Source organism: Bacteroides sp. HPS0048, assembly GCF_964240755.1.
Taxonomy (GTDB): domain Bacteria; phylum Bacteroidota; class Bacteroidia; order Bacteroidales; family Bacteroidaceae; genus Bacteroides; species Bacteroides nordii.
This window is the reverse complement of the sequence record NZ_CAXSVC010000041.1, coordinates 13569-36122: the sequence shown is the minus strand read 5'-3', so window position 1 is coordinate 36122 and position 22554 is coordinate 13569. Positions and strand designations below refer to the sequence as shown.

General features: G+C 40.1%; 20 protein-coding genes. 6 read left to right on the top strand and 14 right to left on the bottom strand.

The features are described 5' to 3' along the window. Positions 1–96 precede the first annotated feature (96 nt). The 3 genes from ACESQI_RS21515 to ACESQI_RS21505 all read right to left on the bottom strand — a co-directional run bounded on the left by ACESQI_RS21515 (position 97) and on the right by ACESQI_RS21505 (position 2266). Positions 97–765: a bifunctional 4-hydroxy-2-oxoglutarate aldolase/2-dehydro-3-deoxy-phosphogluconate aldolase gene (locus ACESQI_RS21515; RefSeq protein ID WP_002559797.1), complete on the bottom strand. Its 669-nt coding sequence runs from the start codon at positions 763–765 to the stop codon at positions 97–99. A gap of 65 nt (positions 766–830) precedes the next feature. Beyond that, positions 831–1190, bottom strand: coding sequence for a four helix bundle protein (locus tag ACESQI_RS21510; protein WP_007485931.1), 360 nt, complete (start codon positions 1188–1190; stop codon positions 831–833). Between the two features lie 50 nt (positions 1191–1240). Then, complete coding sequence (locus tag ACESQI_RS21505) at positions 1241–2266, bottom strand: sugar kinase (RefSeq protein ID WP_002559795.1); 1026 nt, start codon at positions 2264–2266, stop codon at positions 1241–1243. Between the two features lie 339 nt (positions 2267–2605). Here ACESQI_RS21505 and ACESQI_RS21500 point away from each other — a divergent pair, with 339 nt between their 5' ends. From ACESQI_RS21500 to ispE, 5 genes are all read left to right on the top strand, one after another. Next, positions 2606–3670, top strand: coding sequence for a LacI family DNA-binding transcriptional regulator (locus tag ACESQI_RS21500; RefSeq protein ID WP_002559794.1), 1065 nt, complete (start codon positions 2606–2608; stop codon positions 3668–3670). Positions 3671–3715: 45 nt separating this feature from the next. Beyond that, positions 3716–5206, top strand: coding sequence for a UxaA family hydrolase (locus ACESQI_RS21495; protein ID WP_007485935.1), 1491 nt, complete (start codon positions 3716–3718; stop codon positions 5204–5206). A gap of 191 nt (positions 5207–5397) precedes the next feature. Next, entirely contained in the window at positions 5398–6696 is a 1299-nt protein-coding gene (locus tag ACESQI_RS21490) for a Na+/H+ antiporter NhaC family protein (protein ID WP_373127088.1), read from the top strand. A gap of 183 nt (positions 6697–6879) precedes the next feature. Then, positions 6880–9600 carry an ATP-binding protein gene (locus ACESQI_RS21485; protein WP_373127086.1) on the top strand — a complete coding sequence of 907 codons (2721 nt, stop codon included), beginning with the start codon at positions 6880–6882 and terminating at the stop codon, positions 9598–9600. A gap of 322 nt (positions 9601–9922) precedes the next feature. Next, positions 9923–10750, top strand: a complete 828-nt coding sequence (gene ispE, locus ACESQI_RS21480; protein ID WP_373127084.1) for a 4-(cytidine 5'-diphospho)-2-C-methyl-D-erythritol kinase — start codon at positions 9923–9925, stop codon at positions 10748–10750. Positions 10751–10819: 69 nt separating this feature from the next. Here ispE and ACESQI_RS21475 read toward each other — a convergent pair whose 3' ends face one another. From ACESQI_RS21475 to ACESQI_RS21425, 11 genes are all read right to left on the bottom strand, one after another. After that, positions 10820–11344: a chromate transporter gene (locus tag ACESQI_RS21475; protein WP_002559789.1), complete on the bottom strand. Its 525-nt coding sequence runs from the start codon at positions 11342–11344 to the stop codon at positions 10820–10822. Next, entirely contained in the window at positions 11341–11889 is a 549-nt protein-coding gene (locus tag ACESQI_RS21470) for a chromate transporter (RefSeq protein WP_081504738.1), read from the bottom strand. Before ACESQI_RS21470 ends, ACESQI_RS21475 begins: the two co-directional genes overlap by 4 nt. Positions 11890–12188: 299 nt before the next feature. Then, on the bottom strand, positions 12189–13223 hold the full coding sequence (galE, locus tag ACESQI_RS21465) for a UDP-glucose 4-epimerase GalE (RefSeq protein ID WP_002562593.1): 1035 nt from the start codon (positions 13221–13223) through the stop codon (positions 12189–12191). Positions 13224–13441: 218 nt separating this feature from the next. After that, positions 13442–14014 (bottom strand): electron transport complex subunit RsxA, encoded by a 573-nt coding sequence (gene rsxA, locus ACESQI_RS21460; RefSeq protein ID WP_002562594.1) that lies wholly within the window; start codon positions 14012–14014, stop codon positions 13442–13444. Positions 14015–14127: 113 nt separating this feature from the next. Beyond that, positions 14128–14712: an electron transport complex subunit RsxE gene (rsxE, locus tag ACESQI_RS21455; protein ID WP_002562595.1), complete on the bottom strand. Its 585-nt coding sequence runs from the start codon at positions 14710–14712 to the stop codon at positions 14128–14130. Positions 14713–14729: 17 nt separating this feature from the next. Then, a complete protein-coding gene (locus tag ACESQI_RS21450) occupies positions 14730–15368 on the bottom strand; it encodes an RnfABCDGE type electron transport complex subunit G (protein ID WP_002562596.1) in 639 nt (212 codons plus the stop codon). Next, positions 15365–16360, bottom strand: coding sequence for an RnfABCDGE type electron transport complex subunit D (locus ACESQI_RS21445; RefSeq protein ID WP_373127081.1), 996 nt, complete (start codon positions 16358–16360; stop codon positions 15365–15367). Before ACESQI_RS21445 ends, ACESQI_RS21450 begins: the two co-directional genes overlap by 4 nt. 6 nt (positions 16361–16366) lie before the next feature. Then, positions 16367–17704, bottom strand: coding sequence for an electron transport complex subunit RsxC (rsxC, locus tag ACESQI_RS21440; RefSeq protein ID WP_025867123.1), 1338 nt, complete (start codon positions 17702–17704; stop codon positions 16367–16369). 35 nt (positions 17705–17739) lie between these two features. After that, positions 17740–18639: a Fe-S cluster domain-containing protein gene (locus ACESQI_RS21435; RefSeq protein WP_122201546.1), complete on the bottom strand. Its 900-nt coding sequence runs from the start codon at positions 18637–18639 to the stop codon at positions 17740–17742. 7 nt (positions 18640–18646) lie between these two features. Continuing rightward, positions 18647–19066, bottom strand: coding sequence for a SoxR reducing system RseC family protein (locus ACESQI_RS21430; protein ID WP_002562600.1), 420 nt, complete (start codon positions 19064–19066; stop codon positions 18647–18649). Between the two features lie 181 nt (positions 19067–19247). Beyond that, the gene (locus tag ACESQI_RS21425) at positions 19248–20693 is read right to left on the bottom strand and encodes a DUF3078 domain-containing protein (RefSeq protein WP_007485946.1); all 1446 of its coding nucleotides are present in this window, start codon (positions 20691–20693) and stop codon (positions 19248–19250) included. 234 nt (positions 20694–20927) lie between these two features. On the opposite strand from ACESQI_RS21425, the gene ACESQI_RS21420 reads away from it, so the two are divergent. Then, a complete protein-coding gene (locus tag ACESQI_RS21420) occupies positions 20928–22532 on the top strand; it encodes a CTP synthase (protein ID WP_002562602.1) in 1605 nt (534 codons plus the stop codon). Positions 22533–22554 lie beyond the last annotated feature (22 nt).

The window sequence follows — 22554 nt, the reverse complement described above, 5'->3', positions numbered from 1 at the left end:
AGGCATATTTTAGATTTACGATTGAACGATTTACGATTCTATGATTGAAGTAACCTCAATTATAAACTGTAAATTGTCTAATCGTAAATTTTTTCTTTATTTACGAGCCTCAGCAATGTAACCCAATGCTTCAGCACATTTAGCTGTAACATAAGCCCAGTCTTCGGCAGCTACTTTATCTTTCGGGAAGAGTTTAGAACCCATACCTACACAGAATACGCCAGCTTTAATCCAGGCAGTCAGATTTTCTTTAGTCGGCTCAACTCCGCCGGTCACCATTAATTTAGACCATGACATCGGAGCCATCAGACCTTTTACAAAATTAGGACCATATACATCACCCGGGAATACTTTGCAAAGATCACAACCTACCTCCTGTGCGAAACCCACTTCTGATACCGAACCACATCCCGGAGTATAAGCTACCAGACGACGGTTACAGATCTTAGCGATTTCAGGGTTGAACAACGGACCTACTACGAAGTTAGCACCTAACTGAATATACAGTGCAGCTGTAGCCGGATCAACGATAGAGCCAATACCCATCGCCATTTCCGGACATTCCTTTGCTGCAAATTTCACTATTTCAGCAAATACTTCATGAGCAAAGTCGCCACGATTCGTGAATTCGAAAGCACGAACACCACCTTCATAACAAGCTTTTACTACTTTTTTTGCAATTTCTGCATCTTTATGGTAGAATACAGGAACCATGCCGGTTGAACCAATCTTGTTCAGAACCGCTATTTTATCAAATTTTGCCATCTTCTTATTTACAATTTGACGATTTACTATTTACTATTTAAATGTTTTGCATATCAGGCAATTTACTATTTATTGAGTTTGGCTTTCATTGTTGTTATAGAACTAACTATTATTTTAAGTAGTTCTTTATTCTCTTCATATAAAGCAGACAATAAATCTGACTTTATCATTTGAATTTCCATAATCAGCTCCAACCAATATAATGTTTCATCTAACTCTTCCTCCACTATTTTCAGTTTATTCAAAAAGTCTCTATCTGACTTACCCAAACATGCAGCTCTATAATTTGCAGCAGGCGATGTTCCCGAACGAATAATCTGATTGCCAATTGCTCGGCCAGCAGGAGTATTAGGTAATTTATCTACTAATTTAATAACACGTACGGCCAAATTCTTCAGCCTCATTTTCATTTCCTCTGCGGTCATTAGCCCTGGCATTAAATAGTAAATAGTAAATTGTCCAATAGTCAATCTCTTTATCTTTGCACGCGTCCGCTTGCATCACCTCCTGCCAGCGCTTCTACCTCTTCTACTGATACAAGGTTGAAGTCACCATTAATAGTGTGTTTCAATGCAGAAGCAGCAACAGCAAATTCAAGAGCCTCACCCTGGTTCGGTTTCGTCATCAAGCCATGGATGATACCTCCGGAGAATGAGTCACCACCACCTACACGGTCGATGATAGGATCAATATCATAACGCTTTGAAGTATAGAACTCCTGACCATTGTAAATCATAGCTTTCCAGCCGTTGTGTGTAGCAGAGAAAGATTCACGCAATGTAGAAATTACATATTTGAATCCAAACTCTTTCATCATCTGCTGGAAGATACCTTTGTAACCTTCAGCATCCGTATGTCCTGCTTCAACATCAGCATCCGGCTTGAAACCCAGACAGAGTTCTGCATCTTCTTCATTACCAATACATACATCTACATATTTCATTAACGGCTTCATGATAGACTGTGCTTTTTCTTTAGTCCATAGTTTCTTACGGAAATTCAAGTCTACAGACACTGTTACGCCATGACGTTTTGCAGCCTCACAAGCCAAACGAGTCAGTTCGGCAGCTTTATCAGAGATAGCCGGAGTGATACCAGACCAATGGAACCAGTCAGCACCTTCCATAATAGCGTCAAAATCAAAATCAGCGGCATCAGCTTCAGCGATAGAAGAATGAGCACGGTCATAAATTACTTTACTTGGACGCATAGAAGCTCCTGTTTCAAGATAATAGATACCTACGCGATCACCACCACGGGCAATAAAGTCTGTCTTTACACCATATTTACGCAATGCATTTACAGCAGACTGACCAATTTCGTGTTTAGGCAATTTTGATACGAAGTATGCATCGTGGCCATAGTTTGCACAGCTCACTGCAACGTTGGCTTCTCCACCACCGTATACTACATCAAAAGAGTCAGATTGAACAAAACGAGTGTTACCCGGAGTTGATAATCTAAGCATGATTTCGCCTAACGTAACGACTTTCTTTCCCATAATTCTATGTTTTAATGAAATAAGTAATTAATATTATTAAGTTTCAATTTATCATTATAAGCCCATTTTGCAGCTTAACACACTGATACTATGCCATATATACAAACAACAAATGTACTCCACATAGCTTTCGTGTGCGGGCACAAAGATACAACAATTTTCGTAATTACAAAAATTGTTATATATTTGTGTCGAAAATATTAATATTATTATTGTGTACGAGCACAATATTGATTTACGATTTGACTATTTACGATTTACGATTGATAAAACTTCGTTCATTCAACCATAAGTCTGATGTCTTTTCAATCGTAAATCGCAAACAGTCAAATCGTAAATATGAATAAGTTGCCTGATAGAATCAGAATCAAAGATATCGCCCGTCTGGCCGATGTATCAGTAGGAACAGTAGACCGCGTCATTCATGGACGCAGCGGAGTTTCCGAATCAAGCCGGAAACGCGTTGAAGAGATCCTAAAACAGTTGGACTATCAGCCCAATATGTATGCAAGTGCATTAGCTTCCAATAAAAAGTATTCTTTTGCGTGTCTCCTCCCTCAACATTTAGAGGGGGAATACTGGACAGATGTAGAAAAAGGTATCAGTAAGGCACTCAGTACTTATTCGGATTTCAATACCACAGTAAAAACAACCTATTACGATCCTTATGATTACCAGTCATTCGTTAATGCAAGTGACGCTATTATAGCACAGCATCCGGATGGAGTGATGGTAGCACCTACCGTACGCGAATATACCCGGATTTTCACCGGACAATTAGCAGAACTGGATATACCTTATATATATATAGACTCAAATATTAAGGATATTCCCCCACTGGCTTTCTTCGGACAAAACTCACGCCAAAGCGGATACTTTGCTGCACGCATGCTGATGTTACTGGCAGGAAACGAAAAAGAGATCGTCATCTTCCGCAAAATACATGAAGGTATCGTAGGGTCCAATCAGCAGGAGAACAGAGAAAAAGGATTCAGACAATATATGAAAGAACATCACCCTGCATGCAATATATTAGAACTGGACCTTCATGCCGAACGTAATGATGAAGATGCTCTCATGTTGGACAACTTCTTCCGGGAACATCCTACGGTACGCAACGGAATCACGTTCAACTCGAAAGTATACATCGTAGGAGAATATCTGCAAACCCGGGAAAAGAATAATTTCAATCTGATCGGTTATGACCTTTTGGAGCGAAATGTAGCCTGTCTGAAACAAGGAAGCGTATATTTCCTTATAGCACAGCAACCGGAACTACAAGGATACAACGGCATCAAGGCATTATGCGATCATCTTATTTTCAAAAAAGAGGTAAATTGCATTAACTATATGCCTATTGATCTGTTAACAGTAGAAACAATTGACTATTACAGCAATAAATAAAAAAAGGTTCTTCAATCGTAAAAACAGTAAATATAAATAAGCATCATGGAAACAAAGTATCTAAAAATCAATCCAGCTGACAATGTAGCCGTAGCTATCGTTAATCTACCCGCAGGAGAAAAACTTTCAGTAGATGGCATTGAGGTAATCCTGAACGAAGATGTTCCGGCCGGGCATAAGTTTGCCTTGAAAAACTTTGCTGAAGGAGAGGATGTCATCAAATACGGTTATCCTATCGGCCATGCCAAAATGGCAAAGAAGCAGGGTGATTGGATGAATGAAAATAATATAAAGACCAACCTGGCCGGACTTCTGGAATATACTTATAATCCGGTAGAGGTATCGCTTGATATTCCAAAGAAAGATCTGACCTTCAAAGGATATCGTCGTAAAAATGGCGATGTAGGTGTACGTAATGAGATATGGATTATTCCTACCGTAGGCTGTGTCAATGGCATTATCAATCAGTTGGCCGAAGGTTTACGCCGCGAAACGGAAGGTGAAGGCGTGGATGCCATCGTAGCTTTTCCACATAACTACGGTTGTTCACAATTGGGTGACGATCACGAAAATACAAAGAAAATCCTTCGCGATATGGTACTTCACCCCAATGCAGGTGCAGTGCTTATTGTAGGATTAGGATGTGAAAACAATCAACCGGATGTATTCCGTGAATTTCTGGGTGACTATGATCAGGACCGTGTGAAGTTTATGGTTACTCAGAAAGTGGGTGACGAATACGAAGAAGGTATGGCAATCCTGCGCGAGCTTTACGCTAAGGCTTCTAAAGACGAGCGTACCGAAGTTCCTCTGTCAGAATTGCGTGTAGGCTTAAAATGCGGTGGTTCTGATGGTTTCTCCGGCATTACAGCCAATCCATTGTTAGGCATGTTCTCAGACTTCCTTATAGCACAAGGTGGTACAAGTGTATTAACAGAAGTCCCTGAAATGTTTGGTGCCGAAACAATTCTGATGAACCGTTGTCACAACAAAGAGTTATTCCAGGAAACCGTTAAACTAATTAATGATTTTAAAGAATACTTCCTCTCGCATGGTGAACCTGTAGGAGAAAACCCCTCACCGGGAAATAAAGCCGGAGGTATTTCTACACTGGAAGATAAAGCACTGGGATGTACGCAGAAATGCGGTAAGAGTTATGTAGAAGGTGTATTACCTTACGGAGAACGCTTACAGGTGAAAGGTCTCAACTTGCTTTCTGCACCAGGCAATGATCTGGTGGCAGCTACTGCCCTTGCTTCCTGCGGTTGCCATATGGTGTTGTTTACTACCGGACGCGGCACTCCGTTTGGTACCTACGTACCTACTATGAAAATCTCTACCAACTCAACTTTAGCTAAAAACAAGCCGGGCTGGATTGATTTTAATGCAGGCGTTATCGTTGAAAATGAACCAATGGAAAAGACTTGCGAACGTTTCATTGACTATATTATCAAAGTTGCAAGCGGCGAATTTGTAAACAACGAAAAGAAAGGATATCGCGAAATCGCTATATTCAAGACAGGAGTAACGCTTTAAATCAGAAGTTAGAAGATAGTAGTTAGGAGTTAGAATAAAAGAGCCGGTAGTTAAATCTATATTAGTATGTAAATCATAAACACACTGTATAGATTCTGACTACCGGCTACTATATTCTAACCCCTATTACTCCCATTCTTAACTACTAATTATTATCTTTGCGATCCCAAAACAAGTACAACCCTATATTAATGAACGAAGAAAAGAATAGTAAGCATATCTCCGGTTGGTGGGCACTCAGCCCGCTATTTGTTTTCCTGTGTCTGTATCTGGTAACCTCCATCATCGTCAATGATTTCTATAAAGTCCCTATTACGGTAGCTTTTCTGGTATCTTCCTGTTACGCTATCGCCATCACACGCGGCTTAAAGCTGGATCAACGGGTCTATCAGTTCTCTGTAGGAGCCTCCAATAAGAATATCATGCTGATGATCTGGATCTTTATTCTGGCCGGGGCTTTTGCACAAAGCGCCAAAGAGATGGGAGCCATTGATGCAACAGTAAACCTCACCTTACACATTCTTCCCGACAATTTGTTATTGGCTGGCATCTTTATAGCTTCCTGTTTCATCTCCCTTTCTATCGGAACCAGTGTAGGAACAATTGTAGCCCTTACTCCTGTTGCTACTGGCCTGGCACTGAAAACCGGCATAGATCTTCCGTTTATGGTAGCTATCGTTGTAGGTGGTTCCTTTTTTGGTGATAACCTGTCCTTTATTTCCGACACCACCATTGCTTCCACCAAAACACAAGGTTGCGTGATGCGTGACAAATTTCGCGTAAACTCAATGATCGTTGTACCTGCTGCACTTATTGTGCTGATTATTTATATTGTTCAAGGATTATCAATCACCGCTCCTCCCCAGGTACAAGAAATCGAATGGCTCAAAGTGATCCCTTATCTTGTCGTATTGGGTACAGCCATAGCAGGTATCAACGTGATGATCGTTCTCTTGTTAGGCATCATCTCCACAGCCATCATAGGACTTGCCACAGGAAGCTTCGGTATATTCGACTGGTTTGGAGCAATGGGAAACGGTATAACCGGAATGGGCGAACTCATCATCATCACCCTGCTTGCAGGCGGTATGCTCGAAACAATCCGTTATAATGGGGGAATCGATTTTATCATCGAAAAGTTAACCCGCCACGTCAATGGCAAGCGTGGAGCAGAACTCAGTATCGCCGCCCTTGTCAGTATAGCCAACCTCTGCACAGCCAACAATACAATTGCTATCATCACTACAGGACCTATTGCCAAAGACATTGCCGGAAAGTTCAACTTAGATCGTAGAAAAACAGCCAGTATCCTCGATACATTTTCATGTTTCATACAAGGTATCATCCCCTACGGAGCACAATTACTCATGGCAGCAGGGTTGGCTAAAATTTCTCCGATCAGCATTGTAGGCAATTTGTATTACTCGTTTACCATGGGGACATTTGCATTATTGGCTATCCTTTTCCGCTATCCGCGAAGATATTCATAATATTTTTTTAAGAAAAGCTGCAAACAACATTTTCCGATGAAGACAACTTTGCTATTTATAGTGTTTTATCACACATGAATCTCAATAAGATCCAAAAGTATTATCTATATTTGTGTCCAAATCTACAGACAACAGGAAGATATGTCAAATCTGAATTCCGATAAGCTTCTCAGATTAACCTCCATGGCACAAATTGGATGGTGGGAAGCAGACTTTAAAAACCAAAAATACACTTTATCAGAATTTATAGTAGACCTTTTGGGTCTTGAAAGCGATACTATTGAATTCAAAGATCTTCACAATCTTGTTCATGAGGATTATCGGGACAAATTGAGAGAGGCATCTCTGACTCTTAAAAATCAACGTGCCTATGAACTGATCTTCCCTCTCTATACTAAATATGGGATAACCTGGGTATTATCTAAAATGGAATTCAGCAAGAATACCGAGCAAGATAACCTAAAATCTTTTGGTTACATAAGATGCCTGAATGATATCGAAGTTAATGAAAAGAAACTATCTACAAGAGACGAGCTTAACAAATTACTCTATCGTCAAATCAGTATATCCCACTCTCTATTTTCATTTTTGCAAACAGATGATATCTCCGAAACAGTACAGAAAATACTGAAAGATATACTAATGCAATTTAATGGAGACCGGACTTATATTTTCGAAATACTTCCGGAGAGAAACATACAAAGCTGCATTTATGAAGTGACAGCGGAAAACGTTTCGAAGGAACAAGAATTTCTTCAAAACCTCCCCATCAATCAGATTTCATGGTGGAGTCAACAAATATTAAGCAAAAAGGCAATCATCCTGAACACACTCGATGATATGCCTGCGGAAGCAGAATATGACAGGAATATTTTAGAGCCACAAAATATAAAATCACTCATGGCAGTCCCACTGTTATCCAAAAAAGGAGTATGGGGATATATGGGCATAGACATCGTTAAACGATACCGTAACTGGAGCAATGCAGATTATCAATGGTTTACCTCTTTGGCAAACATTATCAGTATCTGCATTGAATTGCGTAAATCCGAGAAAAAAGCAAAAGAGGAACGGCAAGACCTCAACAACTTATACCGCCATATGCCCATGGGTTACCTCCAGATGCAAGTTATCTATGAAAATAATAAAGTAACCGATTTTAAGTTTCTGGACGCTAACACAGCTATCGAAAAAATCACCAGATTACCTATAAAATCATATATCGGAGAGTACGCCAGCATTGCAACACCCCATCTCAACCGTGAACTTTCCATGCTGAAAACTCTGCTTGAAACCGATACTACAGAAGAACATACTTACTATCACCCGGAATCAGATAAATATTATCAGTACTTGCTTTATTTCACCAAAAAGGATGAAATGGTAATTCTATTCTCCGATATTACGGCCAGCCATAAAGTTCATCTGGCACTGAAACATAATGAGGAGATACTTCGTAATATATACCAGAACCTACCGGCGGGTATTGAGCTATATGATAAGGATGGTTATCTGACAGATCTTAACGACAAAGACCTTGAAATGTTTGGTCTTAAAGATAAGAGAGAAGTATTGGGAGTCAATTTATTTTCCAATCCCAATATTCCGGAAGAGGTTAAAATAAAACTCAGAAACAAAGAAAATGCCAATTTCAAGTTAAATTATGACTTTTCTGTAATAAATGGCTATTACACTTCTCAAAGAAAAGACGTTATCAATCTGGTTAGCAAAGCCACAACCTTGTATGATTCCCAAAACAATTTAACAAATTATCTATTAATAAACATTGACACAACCGAAACCACATATGCTTATTCAAAAATCAGAGAGTTTGAAAATCTGTTTACTCTCATAGGTGACTATGCAAAGGTTGGTTATGCTATATTTGATGCCTTAAGTCGTGATGGCTATGCACTCAGCAGTTGGTATGAGAATATCGGCGAACAAGATGGCACTCCCCTCCCCGAAGTCATTGGTGTCTATCAGAACGTACATCCCGACGATCGTGCCGCATTAAAAGAGTTCATGGGCAATGTTAAACAGGGTAAAGCCACCTGCCTGCGCAGAGAAGTACGTATCCGGCGTCAATCTGGTGAATTCTCCTGGACCAGCATCAATGTACTTGTAAGAGACTTCCGCCCACAGAACAATATAATAGAAATGGTTTGTGTCAATTATGACATTACCCCTCTGAAACAGACCGAACAAAAACTCATCATAGCCCGTGACAAGGCTGAGCAGTTAGACAAACTAAAGTCCGCTTTTCTAGCAAATATGAGTCACGAAATCCGTACACCTCTCAATTCTATTGTAGGATTCTCGAGTTTACTGGCAGAAACAAACGAGAGAGAAGAACGGATGGAATATGTCGAAATCATACAGAGAAACAATGAGTTATTATTGCAACTCATCTCAGATATACTGGATCTTTCAAAGATAGAAGCCGGTACGTTTGAATTTGTCGAAAGCCAATTTGAGGTCAATCAGACTTGTCTGGAAATAGTAAAAACGCTTGAAGCCAAAGTTCAGAAGGGAGTAACGCTTCTCTTTGAACAACACCTCTCTCCTTGTTATATCCACAGTGATAAAAACCGCTTTACCCAAGTGATCACTAATTTCATTAATAATGCCATTAAATTCACCTCACATGGCAGTATCACAGTAGGATATGAAATCATCTCCGAAGATAGAATAAAGATTTACGTACGTGATACAGGGGTTGGTATTCCCCAAGAAAAGCTCGGAAATATATTCGACCGTTTCGTTAAACTGAATAATTTTGCTCAGGGAACCGGACTTGGCCTATCTATCTGCAAAAGTATCGTTTCACAAATGGGAGGAGAAATAGGAGTAGAATCAATAGAAGACGCAGGTTCTTATTTTTGGTTTACACACCCTTTATAATATCTTATCAGCCTGAAAATCAAGCAATAAAGAAGTACGTACTTTTGAGGTGTAAAAGTACGTACTTAACACACTGTTAATATGCATTTTAAGTCAACATTAAATACGTACTCTTTCAATTAAAAGAATATATAGTGTACATCATAAAATTCTCCTATCCTTTACCTGTAAGAAATAAATTCCTCAACAGATTAAAACATAGAATATAATAATGAAGAATTTGCTAACTTTGCATCGTCGTTCATAAACATCGTAAACGTACCTATGTTATTACCCCCCCAATGAGAGTCATAACTGCAGGGAATAAATCGTAAATAAAAAGATGATCACATTTCCAAATGCCAAAATAAACCTGGGACTAAATATTACAGCCAAACGTCCGGACGGATATCATAATCTGGAAACCGTCTTCTATCCCGTACCGATAGAAGATGCGTTGGAAATTCATGTGCTGAATAATAGTACAGATAAGAAGTTTGCTTTGCATCAGGCTGGTATGGAAATAACAGGAAATGCAGAAGACAACCTTGTGGTAAAAGCCTATTTATTATTGGATAAAGAATTCAATCTCCCTCCGGTAGATATTCATTTGTACAAACATATCCCATCGGGTGCCGGCTTAGGAGGAGGATCTTCGGATGCAGCTTTCATGTTGAAACTCTTGAATGAACGATTTGAATTGAAGCTAACAGATGAGAAATTAGAAGAATATGCAGCTACATTAGGAGCCGATTGTGCTTTTTTTATAAAGAATACCCCAACTTATGCAGAAGGAATCGGAAATATCTTCTCCCCTCTTTCACTCTCTTTAAAGGGTTATCAGATTCTGTTAGTCAAACCGGATATCTTCGTTTCCACCCGGGAAGCCTTCTCACTGGTCAGGCCTCACGAACCGGAATATTCATTAAAAGAAATTATAACTCATCCCGTCAGTGAATGGAAAGAACAAATGGTGAATGATTTTGAAGCAAGTGTATTCCCGCAATATCCTGTTATTGGAGAAATAAAAGAAGAATTGTATAAAAATGGAACGATGTATGCTGCTATGAGTGGTTCGGGGTCATCAGTCTTTGGATTGTTTGCTCCGGATATCACAATACCGGATATTAACTTTGGCGAACGAAGTTTTGTATTTAAAGGAAAACTATAAACTTTGAATAAAGTAAATAAGGAACGCGGGCGCACAGTCTACGTTCCTTATTTTATTAATCTGAATCCTTCAATACAGAATAAATCCCATTACCCCCGCCAATAGAATCATCAGAATCGGATGGACCTTATATTTCCAGGTCAGAAAAAAGGCTGCAACAAAGATCAGGATACTTTTGTAATCAATAAAATTATCCTTATTCATCAATAACAAAGCAGCCGCCCCAATCAAAGCTACAGACATAGGAAGCAACCCCGACATGGCGGCATTGACATATTTGTTGTTTTTGAATTTCACAAAGAAATAAGAGATAAACAATACCATCAGAAAAGAAGGCAGACAGACCGCTACAGTAGCAATAACAGCACCCCATATATTGCCTGTTACCGTATAACCTATGTAAGTTGCACTGTTTATGCCGATTGGACCAGGAGTCATTTGCGAGATTGCTACTACATCTGTAAACTGTTGAAGCGTCAACCAATGATAACGCTCTACTATCTCAAACTGAATAAGAGAGAGCATTGCATATCCACCGCCAAAACCAAATACTCCAATTTTCAGATAAACACATATCAGTTGCCAGTAAATCATACACGTCTTCCTTTCAATTTATCTTTTAGCCACAGTGTATATACTAATCCCCCAACGATGCCGGCCAACACAATATATACCGGCGATACACCGGCTTTCCATATCAATACCGTACCTATTGCCGGAGCAATCAACTCCATATATCCCATGCGAATAGCCTTTATAGCCGAAAGACAAGGCACCAGTATCAACGCCACAACAGCCGGACGAATGCCATTGAATATTCTGATAACATATGGATTATCCTGAAACTTATCAAAAAACAGAGCAATAATCAGGATAATAACAAATGAAGGTAAAATAGTACCCAAAGCACAAACTAAACTTCCCCAGAAGCCTCTCAACCTATAACCTACAAAGATTGATATATTAACAGCAAAGACTCCCGGCAAAGATTGTGTAATAGCAAACATCTGCATAAAATCTTCCTTAGTCATCCATTGGCGCTTCACTATCTCGCGCTCGATTAGAGGAATCATTGCATACCCTCCTCCTATGGTAAACATTCCTATTTTTACAAAATTGAGAAAAAGTGTCAGATACATGTCGTATTCATAAAAGTAATGCTCGCAAAGGTAAGAAAAAAAGAAATATCAAAATTAAATAAGATAGGATATAACATAAAACGGTACCACGACTCACGTCGTAGTACCGTCACAACACAAACACAAAATAAAACACGACAAAACTACTATGCAATCTTACCTGTCTATGCCGGGGAGGCATATGTACCGCGTATGGATATTCACATATACATAAATGGCTTCAGGCCGATTTGCACTATATAAACAAATAACTTATGTATTTGTTTATTTCTTGTATGTTAATGTAACATAAACTCTTCTTATTGTATGCCTCTCTCACGGAGTTTCAGCTGCCAGTTCCATGCAGAACGTAAAGTATCTTCAATACTTTCTACAGCTTTCCAACCCAGTTCTTTATTTGCATAATCCGGGTTAGCCCATACTTTTTCGATATCACCGGCACGGCGTCCTACAATCTTATAGTTCAACTTCACACCGGTAGCTTTTTCAAAAGCATTTATTAACTCCAATACAGACAAGCCACGACCCGTACCAATATTGAATACTTCTACTTTCTCCTTTTGTTTTTGCTCAAGAATGCGTTTAATAGCAATCACGTGTGCCTTGGCAAGGTCTACAACATTGATAAAGTCACGGATACAAGAACCGTCAGGAGTATCATAATCGTCACCAAATACACTAAGCTCTTTACGGATACCGATTGCTGTTTGAGTCAGATAAGGAATCAGGTTTTGAGGAACTCCGTTAGGAAGTTCACCCAACAACGCAGTAGGATGCGCACCTATCGGATTGAAATAACGCAACAGGATAGCGTTGATCGGAGCACCGGAAGTTACTGTATCACGAACGATTTCTTCGTTTATCTGTTTCGTGTTTCCATAAGGAGATTCAGCTTTCTTGATAGGAGCCTGTTCTGTTACGGGAAGCTCATCGGGCTGACCATAAACAGTGCAAGAAGACGAAAATACAATACCACCTACATTGTGCTTAGGCATCAATTCAAGCAGATTGATTAAAGAAACAAGATTATTGCGGTAGTAAAGCAATGGCTTCTGAACAGATTCGCCTACTGCCTTACTGGCAGCAAAATGAATAATTGCTTTAATACCTGGATATTTGGTAAACACGGCATCAAGACCGTTAAAATCTAAGCAATCAAGTTTTTCAAAAACGGGACGTATACCAGATACTTTCTCGATATTATCAACTACGTCAGCATTTGAGTTTGAGAGGTTATCAATGATGATTACTTCGTATCCACTGTTTTGAAGTTCTACTACAGTGTGAGAACCGATATAACCAGTTCCACCGGTTACTAAAATTCTTTCTTTCATATATTTATACTTGGTTAGTTCTTTCGGTTTTGTCCTTTTGTTCTGTTTGCAAATTTAGAAAAATTAATTTAGAAAAGCAGGATTGATACAAAAAAAATCACCACAAGGTAAAAAAGTTACGAGCCACAAGCTACGAACTATAAGTAGCTGTGCAATAAAACACAGATCCTTAAATTCGTAGCTGTAGCTCGTAACTTATAGTGAATAGCTTATAACAATTACACTACTCCGGAGAATCCCATAAATGCCATAGCCAGCAAACCTGCTGTAATCAAAGCAATCGGTGTTCCTTTCATACCTTCGGGAATCTTCACAAGACTCATTTGTTCGCGTAAACCGGCAAACAACACGAGAGCAAGTCCGAAACCAAGAGCGGTAGAGAATGCATATACAACACCCGTCAACAGGTCAAAGTCTTTCTGGATAACCAAAATAGCAACCCCTAAGATACAGCAGTTGGTTGTAATCAAAGGAAGAAATACTCCTAATGCCTGATACAATGCAGGAGATACTTTCTTTAAAATAATTTCTACCATCTGCACCAAAGCGGCGATTACCAGAATGAAAGTAATGGTCTGCAAATAACCAAGCCCGAAAGCATCGAGTACAAACTTCTGAATCAGAAAGGTAACGATAGTAGCAATGGTAAGCACAAATGCTACTGCGGCACTCATACCTAACGCAGTTTCTACTTTCTTGGAAACCCCCAAGAAGGGACAAATTCCCAGAAACTGTGACAATACGATGTTGTTTACAAAGATTGCCGATATAAAGATCAATATATATTCCATAATTAATTAAAAATTAAAAATCAGAATTTAGTAGTTGATAGTTAGTAATTAGAATCTATGCAGTATGTTAGCTATCATGCCGAATGGATTCTAACTACTAAATTCTAATTTCCTTAGTTTTTCTTCAAACTGTTAATCAATGCAATAAGGTATCCCAATGCAATGAAAGCACCCGGAGCCAACACAAATACCAACATACCGTACTCTTCCGGGAAAATAGCAAAATCAAAAACCTTACCAGTACCTAAGAATTCACGCACAGCACCCAGCAGAGTCAAAGCAATGGTGAAACCAAGTCCCATACCAATACCATCAAACATAGAAGATATCGGATTATTCTTAGCTGCAAAAGCTTCGGCACGCCCCAAGACAATACAGTTCACAACAATCAACGGAATAAAAAGCCCCAGTGTGGCATACAATCCCGGAACATAAGCCTGCATCACCATCTGCAACAAAGTCACAAAGGAAGCAATAACTACAATAAATGACGGAATACGCACCATATCCGGAATCAGATTTTTGATCAGCGAGATAACGACGTTAGAACAAATAAGTACAAACATCGTAGCCAGTCCCATACCCATACCATTAATGGCAGAAGAGGTAGTTCCCAAGGTAGGACACATACCTAACAGGAGCACAAATATGGGATTCTCTTTGATAATCCCATTCATCAATACTTTAAAATTATTCATTTCTTAATACTCCTTTCTTAATTAGCACTGATGGGTTCAGTAGGTTCAACAACTTTTTGTGTAGCACCGGTAGTTCCATTGGTGTCATCATTACCCTTGTAAGCGGCATAAGCAGCATTCACTGCATTAAGAAATGCACGTGAAGTAATGGTCGAAGCAGTAATAGCATCTATCTGACCACCGTCTTTACTCACTTTCAATGGAGCTTCACCCGGATTCATTCCCTTAATACTTCCTTTACCACCTTCCTTAAACCAGTCAGCGGCTTTAGAGCCCAATCCCGGAGTTTCTACATGAGATAGTAAAGAGTAATCATAGATCTTACCATCGGCATCAAAACCTACCAGAACTTTCAATTCGCCACCAAAACCCATAGCAGTAGATTCTACAGCAGCACCTACCCACTGACCGTCTTTTTTAGCAGGATAAATAGTATATTCAACCCCATCTATAGTTTGCTTGGTAGCTTCTGCAGTAGGGTCATTATCAAATGCAGGTACAACCACACTAATAGCATCACTCAATATTTTAGCATTGGCTTCGGCTATCGGTCCTTTTGTAAGTTCATTTACGTAAGCCAGTAACGCCACCGAAATAGCAGTAACTCCGGTAAGTACCAGCAACATATTCTTTAATGATGATTCTAATTTTTTCATTTCTTCTTCGCTACCTCCCCAAAGCGTTTAGGTTTGCAATATGTATTTATCAGCGGAGTAAATGCATTCATAATCAAAATAGCGAACGACATACCCTCAGGATAAGCACCAAACAAACGGATAATAACAGTCAGCAGACCGATACATACACCATAAATCAACATGCCTTTCTTGCTCATCGGAGAAGTAACATAATCCGTTGCCATAAAAATAGCTCCCAACATCAAACCACCGGTAAGCAATTGAAGAACCGGAGATACATACAATACCGGATTTACCAAATGCATAATGCCGGAGAACACAAATACAGTAACCAAAATAGATACCGGAATGTGCCAGGTAATAATTTTCTTCCACAACATATAAATAAGCCCGAGCAGCAATGCAACAGCACTTACTTCGCCCAAGCATCCACCATTCTGACCAATGAGAAGACTCAGGGCATCAGGAAGCTGATCCAGTGAAACACCGGGAGCACCATTGATAACTCCCTTCATTATAGCCAGTGGAGTAGCTCCCGTAGTAGCGTCAGCATAAGCTGTAAGCTGGCCTACAACCGGCCATGTAGTCATCTGCACCGGAAATGAGAGCAATAGGAATACACGCCCTGCCAATGCCGGATTAAAAGGGTTATTACCTAAACCTCCGAATGACATTTTGCCTACACCAATAGCAAACAGTGCACCCAAAATGATAATCCAGATAGGAAGGTTAGACGGAAGATTGAAGGCAAGCAGCACACCGGTGATGATAGCCGAACCGTCACAAATAGTAGTAGTTTCTTTCCTCAGCAGGTACTTGCCGATAGCCCATTCAAAAAAGACACAGGCTGCCACAGAAGTAGCTGTAACAATAAGGGCACCCAACCCGAAAAAGAGTAGCGACACGATAAAGGCAGGGAATAATGCAATTAGTACACCATACATATTCTTCTGTATGCTGTCTCCGCCATGAACGTGAGGTGATAGTGATACTATAAATTTATTTTCCATACTTCGTTATTTTTTAGCTTGACGTGCACGAATCATAGCCCCTACCTTACCTTTGCCTAAGCGACAATAGTCGAGCAACGGACGGTAAGCCGGACAAGTGAACTGACAGGAGCCACATTCAATACAGTCCATGATTCTTTCTGTTTCCATTCTTTCAAATTCCCCGTTTTCGGCCAATGCAGAAAGCAGATAAGGTTCCAGTCCCATCGGACAAGCACCTACACACTTCGCACAACGAATACAATTTTGTATCTCGCCACGCTTCGCTTCTTTCTGATTCATAATGAGAATACCGGAACTACCTTTAGCTGTAGGAACGTCGATATTAACCAATGCTTTCCCCATCATCGGACCACCACCGATTACCTTACCTGTATCTTCGGGTAAACCACCACAAGCATCAATCAACTGACGCATCGGCGTACCTACACGTGCCATAAAATTAGAAGGTTTGGCAAGTGACTTACCGGTAACGGTAATAACACGCTCAAACAAAGGTTTATTTTTCTGCACAGCCTGATAAACAGCAAAAGCAGTACCTACATTCTGCACTACAGCACCGGTAGAGATAGGAAGCGCTCCACTCCCAACCTGGCGTTTGATAACGGCATCAATCAATTGCTTTTCACCTCCCTGCGGATATTGCACTTTCAAAGCTACTACTTCAATGCCGGCATAACCAGAAGCTATTTTGGTCATCAGTTCAATAGCGTCAGGTTTATTATTCTCGATACCAATAAATGCCTTATTCACCTTTACAGCCTTCATCAGGATAGAAACACCTACCATGATTTCTTCAGCATGTTCCAGCATTAATTGATGATCGGCCGTCAGATAAGGTTCACACTCCACTGCGTTAATGATAACACATTCTGCCTTAAATGAAGGAGGAGGACACAATTTTACCTGTGTAGGAAAACAGGCACCACCCAAACCAACAATACCTGCATCGGCTATCTTTTTTACAATCTCTTCAGAGCTCAGTTCGCACTCTTTCACCAGTGTTTCACTACGATCGATATTTTCTTCCCATTCGTCTCCTTCCACATCAATGAAAATAGCAGGTTTGGCATAACCGCTTGCATCAACAATCGAGTCAATTTTGGTTACCTTTCCGCTGACAGAAGAATGAATAGCTGCCGAAACAAAACCAGCAGGCTCGGCAATCTTTGTGCCCACTTTCACCACGTCACCTTTAGCCACAACAGGCTTTGCCGGAGCACCAATGTGCTGACCCAGTAGAATTACCGCTTTCGACGGAACCTCTGCTGTAATGATGGGCTGATGTGCTGAGAGTTTATTTTCCTGTGGATGAACACCACCAATTGAAAATGTCTTCAACATACAATTCTGTATTTTATCTGTTATTATTCTATTATTTACGCTTCGGCTGCGGGAGCTGCTTTAGAAGCCTCCGCTTTGGGAGCCTCTGTTGCAAGAGTCCCTTCAGCCTTTGGTTTACGCGGTGGGAAATTTAACTCAATAATTGTTCCTTGCGGACAAACTTCCACACACTTACGACATGATTTACACTTATTGGGATCAATGTAAGCCAGGTTGTTCTCAAGCGTAATAGCTTCGAACGGACAAGTCTTCACACATTTACCACAACCGATACAACTAACTGTACAAGCCTTACGTGCCACCGCACCCTTGTCTTTGTTTACACAAGACACATACACACGACGAGACTTTTTACCTTGCGGACGGATTTCAATAATCGCTTTCGGGCAAGCTTTTACACAAGCACCACAAGCGGTACATTTTGCCTCATCTACTTCCGGAAGTCCGGTCTCCGGATTCATGTGGATAGCATCGAACTGGCAAACAGCTACACAGTCGCCACATCCCAGACATCCAAAACTACAACCTGTTTCTCCACCATAAAGAGAAGCAGCTATCGCACAGCTCTTTGCACCATCGTACAGATTGGTACGAGGACGATTAGCACAGGTTCCGTTACATCTCACCACCGCAACCATTGGTTCGGCTTCACCGGCATCGAGTCCGAGGATAGAGGCCACTTGCGTCATAACATCCTGCCCACCTACAGGACAGAATTTACCTTCGAGCGAACCAGCCTTCACGCAAGCGTCAGCAAATCCACTACATCCCGGATAGCCACATCCACCGCAATTGGCTTGGGGCAACACTTCGGACACCTGGGCAATACGCGGGTCTTCATACACGGCAAATTTCTTGGAAGCGGCATACAGAATAGCGGCTGAAACCAGCGCAATGGCTCCCAATGAAATTACTGCAATCAGAATCAAATTCATAAATTAGTTATTTTATTGGTTTTATAGTAAATGAAAATTTCTGTTTCAATCGGTTCTTATTCAACCACAATACATAATAATAAGGAATAAGAAGAGCGAGCGATGTAAGTGACGCATAAAGCTCGTCGTTCATCACTGCCATAAATAAGAAAAGGGAAAGTATTAAAAGCACAAAGGGAAACACGAAAGCCAAAGCAACAGCCATCATCCCCATAGAGGTTTCGCCAGTCACCATTACCTGTTCTCCAATCTGATAAGAAGATGCCGAAGAATCAACTATGTCGATAACCTTCTCTTTACTATCTGCAGAGGAGCAATGCCCTTTGACACTGCATGCCGAACATGCTGATGTCTGGATAATTCTCACTGAAAGATGAGAACCATTTATGTTTTCCACAATACCTTGATGCTTTATTGTATTAGCCATTTTGCAAACTGAACATTACAAATTGCGGCAAATTTAAGCATTATTTGTGAACTACGAAGCGTTAGGCTGTTTTTTCTATGTGTTAAAGTGCTATTTTTACTTTTTTTGTTATCGCACACAATAAATGAAGAAGGGCGACCTATATGGCCGCCCTTCTTTAATATACTTACAAAAAGCTAACTTACCATTGATAATTGATACCAAAACTGAGTAATTCCTTTACTTGGAAATAGCTACTTCCCTCAGTTGGCTTCGAACTGTCATCATAACGTGCATGTACATAAAGTTTGGTAGACAGATAACGGTTCAGAACAAAGTTTACTGTATTTTCCCACTCTATACGCACCCATTTGTAACTGGTGAGGTAATTTAAACGAGAATCAAGAGTCACGGAAGGGATGATTGTCCAGGTCAGAGTCGGCTGGAATTGTGAACCAAAATCATTTTTAGAACATTTGCCTTTGTCCAGACCAAATTTTGTTTCATTCACTTCACTGTTACCTATATAACGGAGGTTATAAGTCAAAGGAGCCAAGAATAAAGAAAAGTTAAATTTCTTCTTCTTCAATTTATAATCCATACCGATACTGACTGCCAAATCTGCCGGAGCAAAGAAAGCAGAAACAAGTTCCTCACTATTGGCTTTATAACCATTGGCAAACTGGGTTTTGAATTCAGCGGAAATTGTATAATACCAGTTATGAGCAGCCTGAATACCCAGCTTACTGTACAAACGAAGTTGGTCTGTATTTACTAAATATTTATGATACTTATCTGACGGAGTAGAGTTGAATCCTAACTTAGCTTCCAACATATTCTCGAACTGCACCTTCTCACGGTCATTGTAATTGGCAAACAGTTTCAAATTGGCAAGCAATGCATTATTACTTTCTCCTCCTTTATACCAGTTGTCCGAAATATAGTTTTGAGTAATCTGCAAAGAACCATTACCACCAGTTACCCACCAGTTAGGTTTGCTGATTTTCAATTCAGCCTCTCCTACTGCGACCTCCATCGGCTCTTTATCAAACAAACGAAGTACCTCTGTTTTTGTCTTAGGCTTCACATCTTCACGGAACACCTTTCGGCTTCTGATACGATCTTCTGTCGTACGAACCAACTGAGGAGCATTCAAGTAGACTCCCATCAATGACTGGTCAACAATCTTATTAGCACGCTCCAAAGTCGTAAAACGATCTTTATCATAAGGCAGCCAATTAGAACAATCAACAGAAACAGAGTCCAGTTTAGGCATCTCCCAATCAATCTTAGAATAATACGCAATCGGAGAATAATAATATGCCAACGGCACAAAAAGACGATAGTATTTTGGATAAACCGGAATATAACGTTCCGGTACAGCAGGGTCATTCAAATAATCTAACTCTCCAATATACTTCTGATACAGATAAGACACTGTATCCAGCTTATTGGTCTCAGTATTCAATTTCAAAAAGAGATATGGCTGAAGTCCTTCCGAAAGCGTATCAGGCTTTGCAGACAACACCGTATCTGTTTTTATTACATTAGTCCTGTTTTTCGACACAGTCCCGACTACATCTTGCGCCACAACAGACGAAGAAAAAATAATCGCCAATGCGAATGATGAGATATAACTATTTTTCATGATTCATGCTATTTGAGCGCAAAAATACATCAAAAACTTCAGAAAACATAGAAAAAGTAAAAAGTTGTTTTTGCCAACCTTTTTGTAAGGGTTTGAGGAAGGAATTGCATTTTTTAATAAATTTGTTTCTGTGATTACTTACTACTTCCTCATTTTTTTGTAATTTTGCAGTTTTTAATGCGTTAGATTCTTTAAAATACTACTAGTAAACAAATAATTAAAACAGTTATAGCTGTGGGAGAAACAAAGTATATTTTCGTCACCGGTGGTGTAGCTTCCTCATTAGGAAAAGGCATAATCTCATCATCCATCGGTAAATTGCTGCAAGCAAGAGGTTACAAGGTAACCATTCAGAAGTTTGACCCGTACATCAACATCGACCCGGGAACACTGAACCCTTATGAACACGGAGAATGTTACGTGACTGTAGATGGTCATGAAGCTGACCTCGATTTAGGACATTACGAACGCTTTCTGGGAATTCAGACAACAAAAGCCAATAACATTACTACCGGACGTATTTACAAAAGTGTGATTGACAAAGAACGTCGCGGTGACTATTTGGGCAGAACTATTCAGGTAATCCCACATATTACAGACGAAATTAAACGCAACGTCAAACTGTTAGGTAATAAATACAAATTCGATTTTGTAATTACCGAAATTGGCGGAACGGTAGGTGATATTGAATCACTTCCTTATGTGGAAAGTATTCGCCAGCTAAAATGGGAATTGGGTAAAGATGCATTATGTGTACACCTTACTTATGTACCTTATCTGGCTGCAGCCGGTGAGCTGAAAACCAAACCTACCCAGCACTCCGTAAAAGAGTTACAAAGTGCAGGTATCCAACCGGATATTCTGGTATTACGAACGGAACATGAACTAACTGCGGGACTTCGTAAAAAAGTGGCATTGTTCTGTAATGTAGATGAGAATGCAGTAGTACAAAGTATTGATGCTCCTACCATCTACGAAGTACCTTTGCTGATGCAGGCTCAGGGATTGGATGAAACAATTTTGAAAAAGATGGGCCTCCCCGTTGGAGAAACTCCGGGATTAGGTCCGTGGCGTGCATTCCTCGAACGTCGTCATAAAGCAGAACAAAAAGAACCCGTACATATTGCGTTAGTTGGTAAATACGACTTGCAAGACGCATACAAATCTATCCGCGAAGCGCTTTCACAAGCCGGAACCTACAATGACTGCAAAGTAGAGGTAGATTTCGTAAACAGTGAAACACTTACAGATGACAATGTAGAAGAAGCATTAAAAGGAATGTCCGGTGTAATGATAGGTCCCGGATTTGGTCAACGTGGTATTGATGGTAAATTTGTAGCCATTAAGTATACCCGTACTCATAATATTCCTACATTCGGTATTTGTCTGGGTATGCAGTGTATTGCTATCGAGTTTGCCCGTAACGTGCTTGGATACAAAGATGCCAATTCACGTGAAATGGATGAGAAAACACCGCACAATGTTATCGACATTATGGAAGAGCAGAAGGCAATCACCAATATGGGAGGAACCATGCGTTTGGGTGCATATGAATGTACATTGGAAAAAGGTAGTAAGGCTTACGAAGCCTATAAAACAGAACACATTCAGGAACGCCACCGTCACCGCTACGAATTCAATAACGACTTTAAAACCGAATATGAAGCAGCCGGCATGAAATGTACTGGTATCAATCCGGAATCAGGCCTTGTAGAGATTGTAGAAATCCCTGCCTTGAAATGGTTTGTAGGTACTCAGTTCCATCCGGAATATAGCAGTACGGTATTGAATCCACATCCATTGTTCGTATCATTCATCAAAGCGGCAATAAATAATTAATAATTAAAAATTAAAAATTAAA

Excerpts from the sequence above, each read along its gene's own strand:
- ACESQI_RS21490 (WP_373127088.1), top strand. The coding sequence starts at position 5,398 with ATGAACGAAGAAAAGAATAGTAAGCATATCTCCGGTTGGTGGGCACTC.
- ACESQI_RS21425 (WP_007485946.1), bottom strand. The coding sequence starts at position 20,693 with ATGAAAAATAGTTATATCTCATCATTCGCATTGGCGATTATTTTTTCT.
- ACESQI_RS21445 (WP_373127081.1), bottom strand. The coding sequence starts at position 16,360 with ATGGAAAATAAATTTATAGTATCACTATCACCTCACGTTCATGGCGGA.
- rsxA (WP_002562594.1), bottom strand. The coding sequence starts at position 14,014 with ATGGAATATATATTGATCTTTATATCGGCAATCTTTGTAAACAACATC.
- ACESQI_RS21470 (WP_081504738.1), bottom strand. The coding sequence starts at position 11,889 with ATGTATCTGACACTTTTTCTCAATTTTGTAAAAATAGGAATGTTTACC.
- ACESQI_RS21430 (WP_002562600.1), bottom strand. The coding sequence starts at position 19,066 with ATGGCTAATACAATAAAGCATCAAGGTATTGTGGAAAACATAAATGGT.
- ispE (WP_373127084.1), top strand. The coding sequence starts at position 9,923 with ATGATCACATTTCCAAATGCCAAAATAAACCTGGGACTAAATATTACA.
- ACESQI_RS21485 (WP_373127086.1), top strand. The coding sequence starts at position 6,880 with ATGGCACAAATTGGATGGTGGGAAGCAGACTTTAAAAACCAAAAATAC.
- rsxE (WP_002562595.1), bottom strand. The coding sequence starts at position 14,712 with ATGAATAATTTTAAAGTATTGATGAATGGGATTATCAAAGAGAATCCC.
- ACESQI_RS21515 (WP_002559797.1), bottom strand. The coding sequence starts at position 765 with ATGGCAAAATTTGATAAAATAGCGGTTCTGAACAAGATTGGTTCAACC.
- ACESQI_RS21495 (WP_007485935.1), top strand. The coding sequence starts at position 3,716 with ATGGAAACAAAGTATCTAAAAATCAATCCAGCTGACAATGTAGCCGTA.
- ACESQI_RS21500 (WP_002559794.1), top strand. The coding sequence starts at position 2,606 with ATGAATAAGTTGCCTGATAGAATCAGAATCAAAGATATCGCCCGTCTG.
- ACESQI_RS21475 (WP_002559789.1), bottom strand. The coding sequence starts at position 11,344 with ATGATTTACTGGCAACTGATATGTGTTTATCTGAAAATTGGAGTATTT.
- rsxC (WP_025867123.1), bottom strand. The coding sequence starts at position 17,704 with ATGTTGAAGACATTTTCAATTGGTGGTGTTCATCCACAGGAAAATAAA.
- ACESQI_RS21450 (WP_002562596.1), bottom strand. The coding sequence starts at position 15,368 with ATGAAAAAATTAGAATCATCATTAAAGAATATGTTGCTGGTACTTACC.
- ACESQI_RS21435 (WP_122201546.1), bottom strand. The coding sequence starts at position 18,639 with ATGAATTTGATTCTGATTGCAGTAATTTCATTGGGAGCCATTGCGCTG.
- ACESQI_RS21510 (WP_007485931.1), bottom strand. The coding sequence starts at position 1,190 with ATGACCGCAGAGGAAATGAAAATGAGGCTGAAGAATTTGGCCGTACGT.
- galE (WP_002562593.1), bottom strand. The coding sequence starts at position 13,223 with ATGAAAGAAAGAATTTTAGTAACCGGTGGAACTGGTTATATCGGTTCT.
- ACESQI_RS21505 (WP_002559795.1), bottom strand. The coding sequence starts at position 2,266 with ATGGGAAAGAAAGTCGTTACGTTAGGCGAAATCATGCTTAGATTATCA.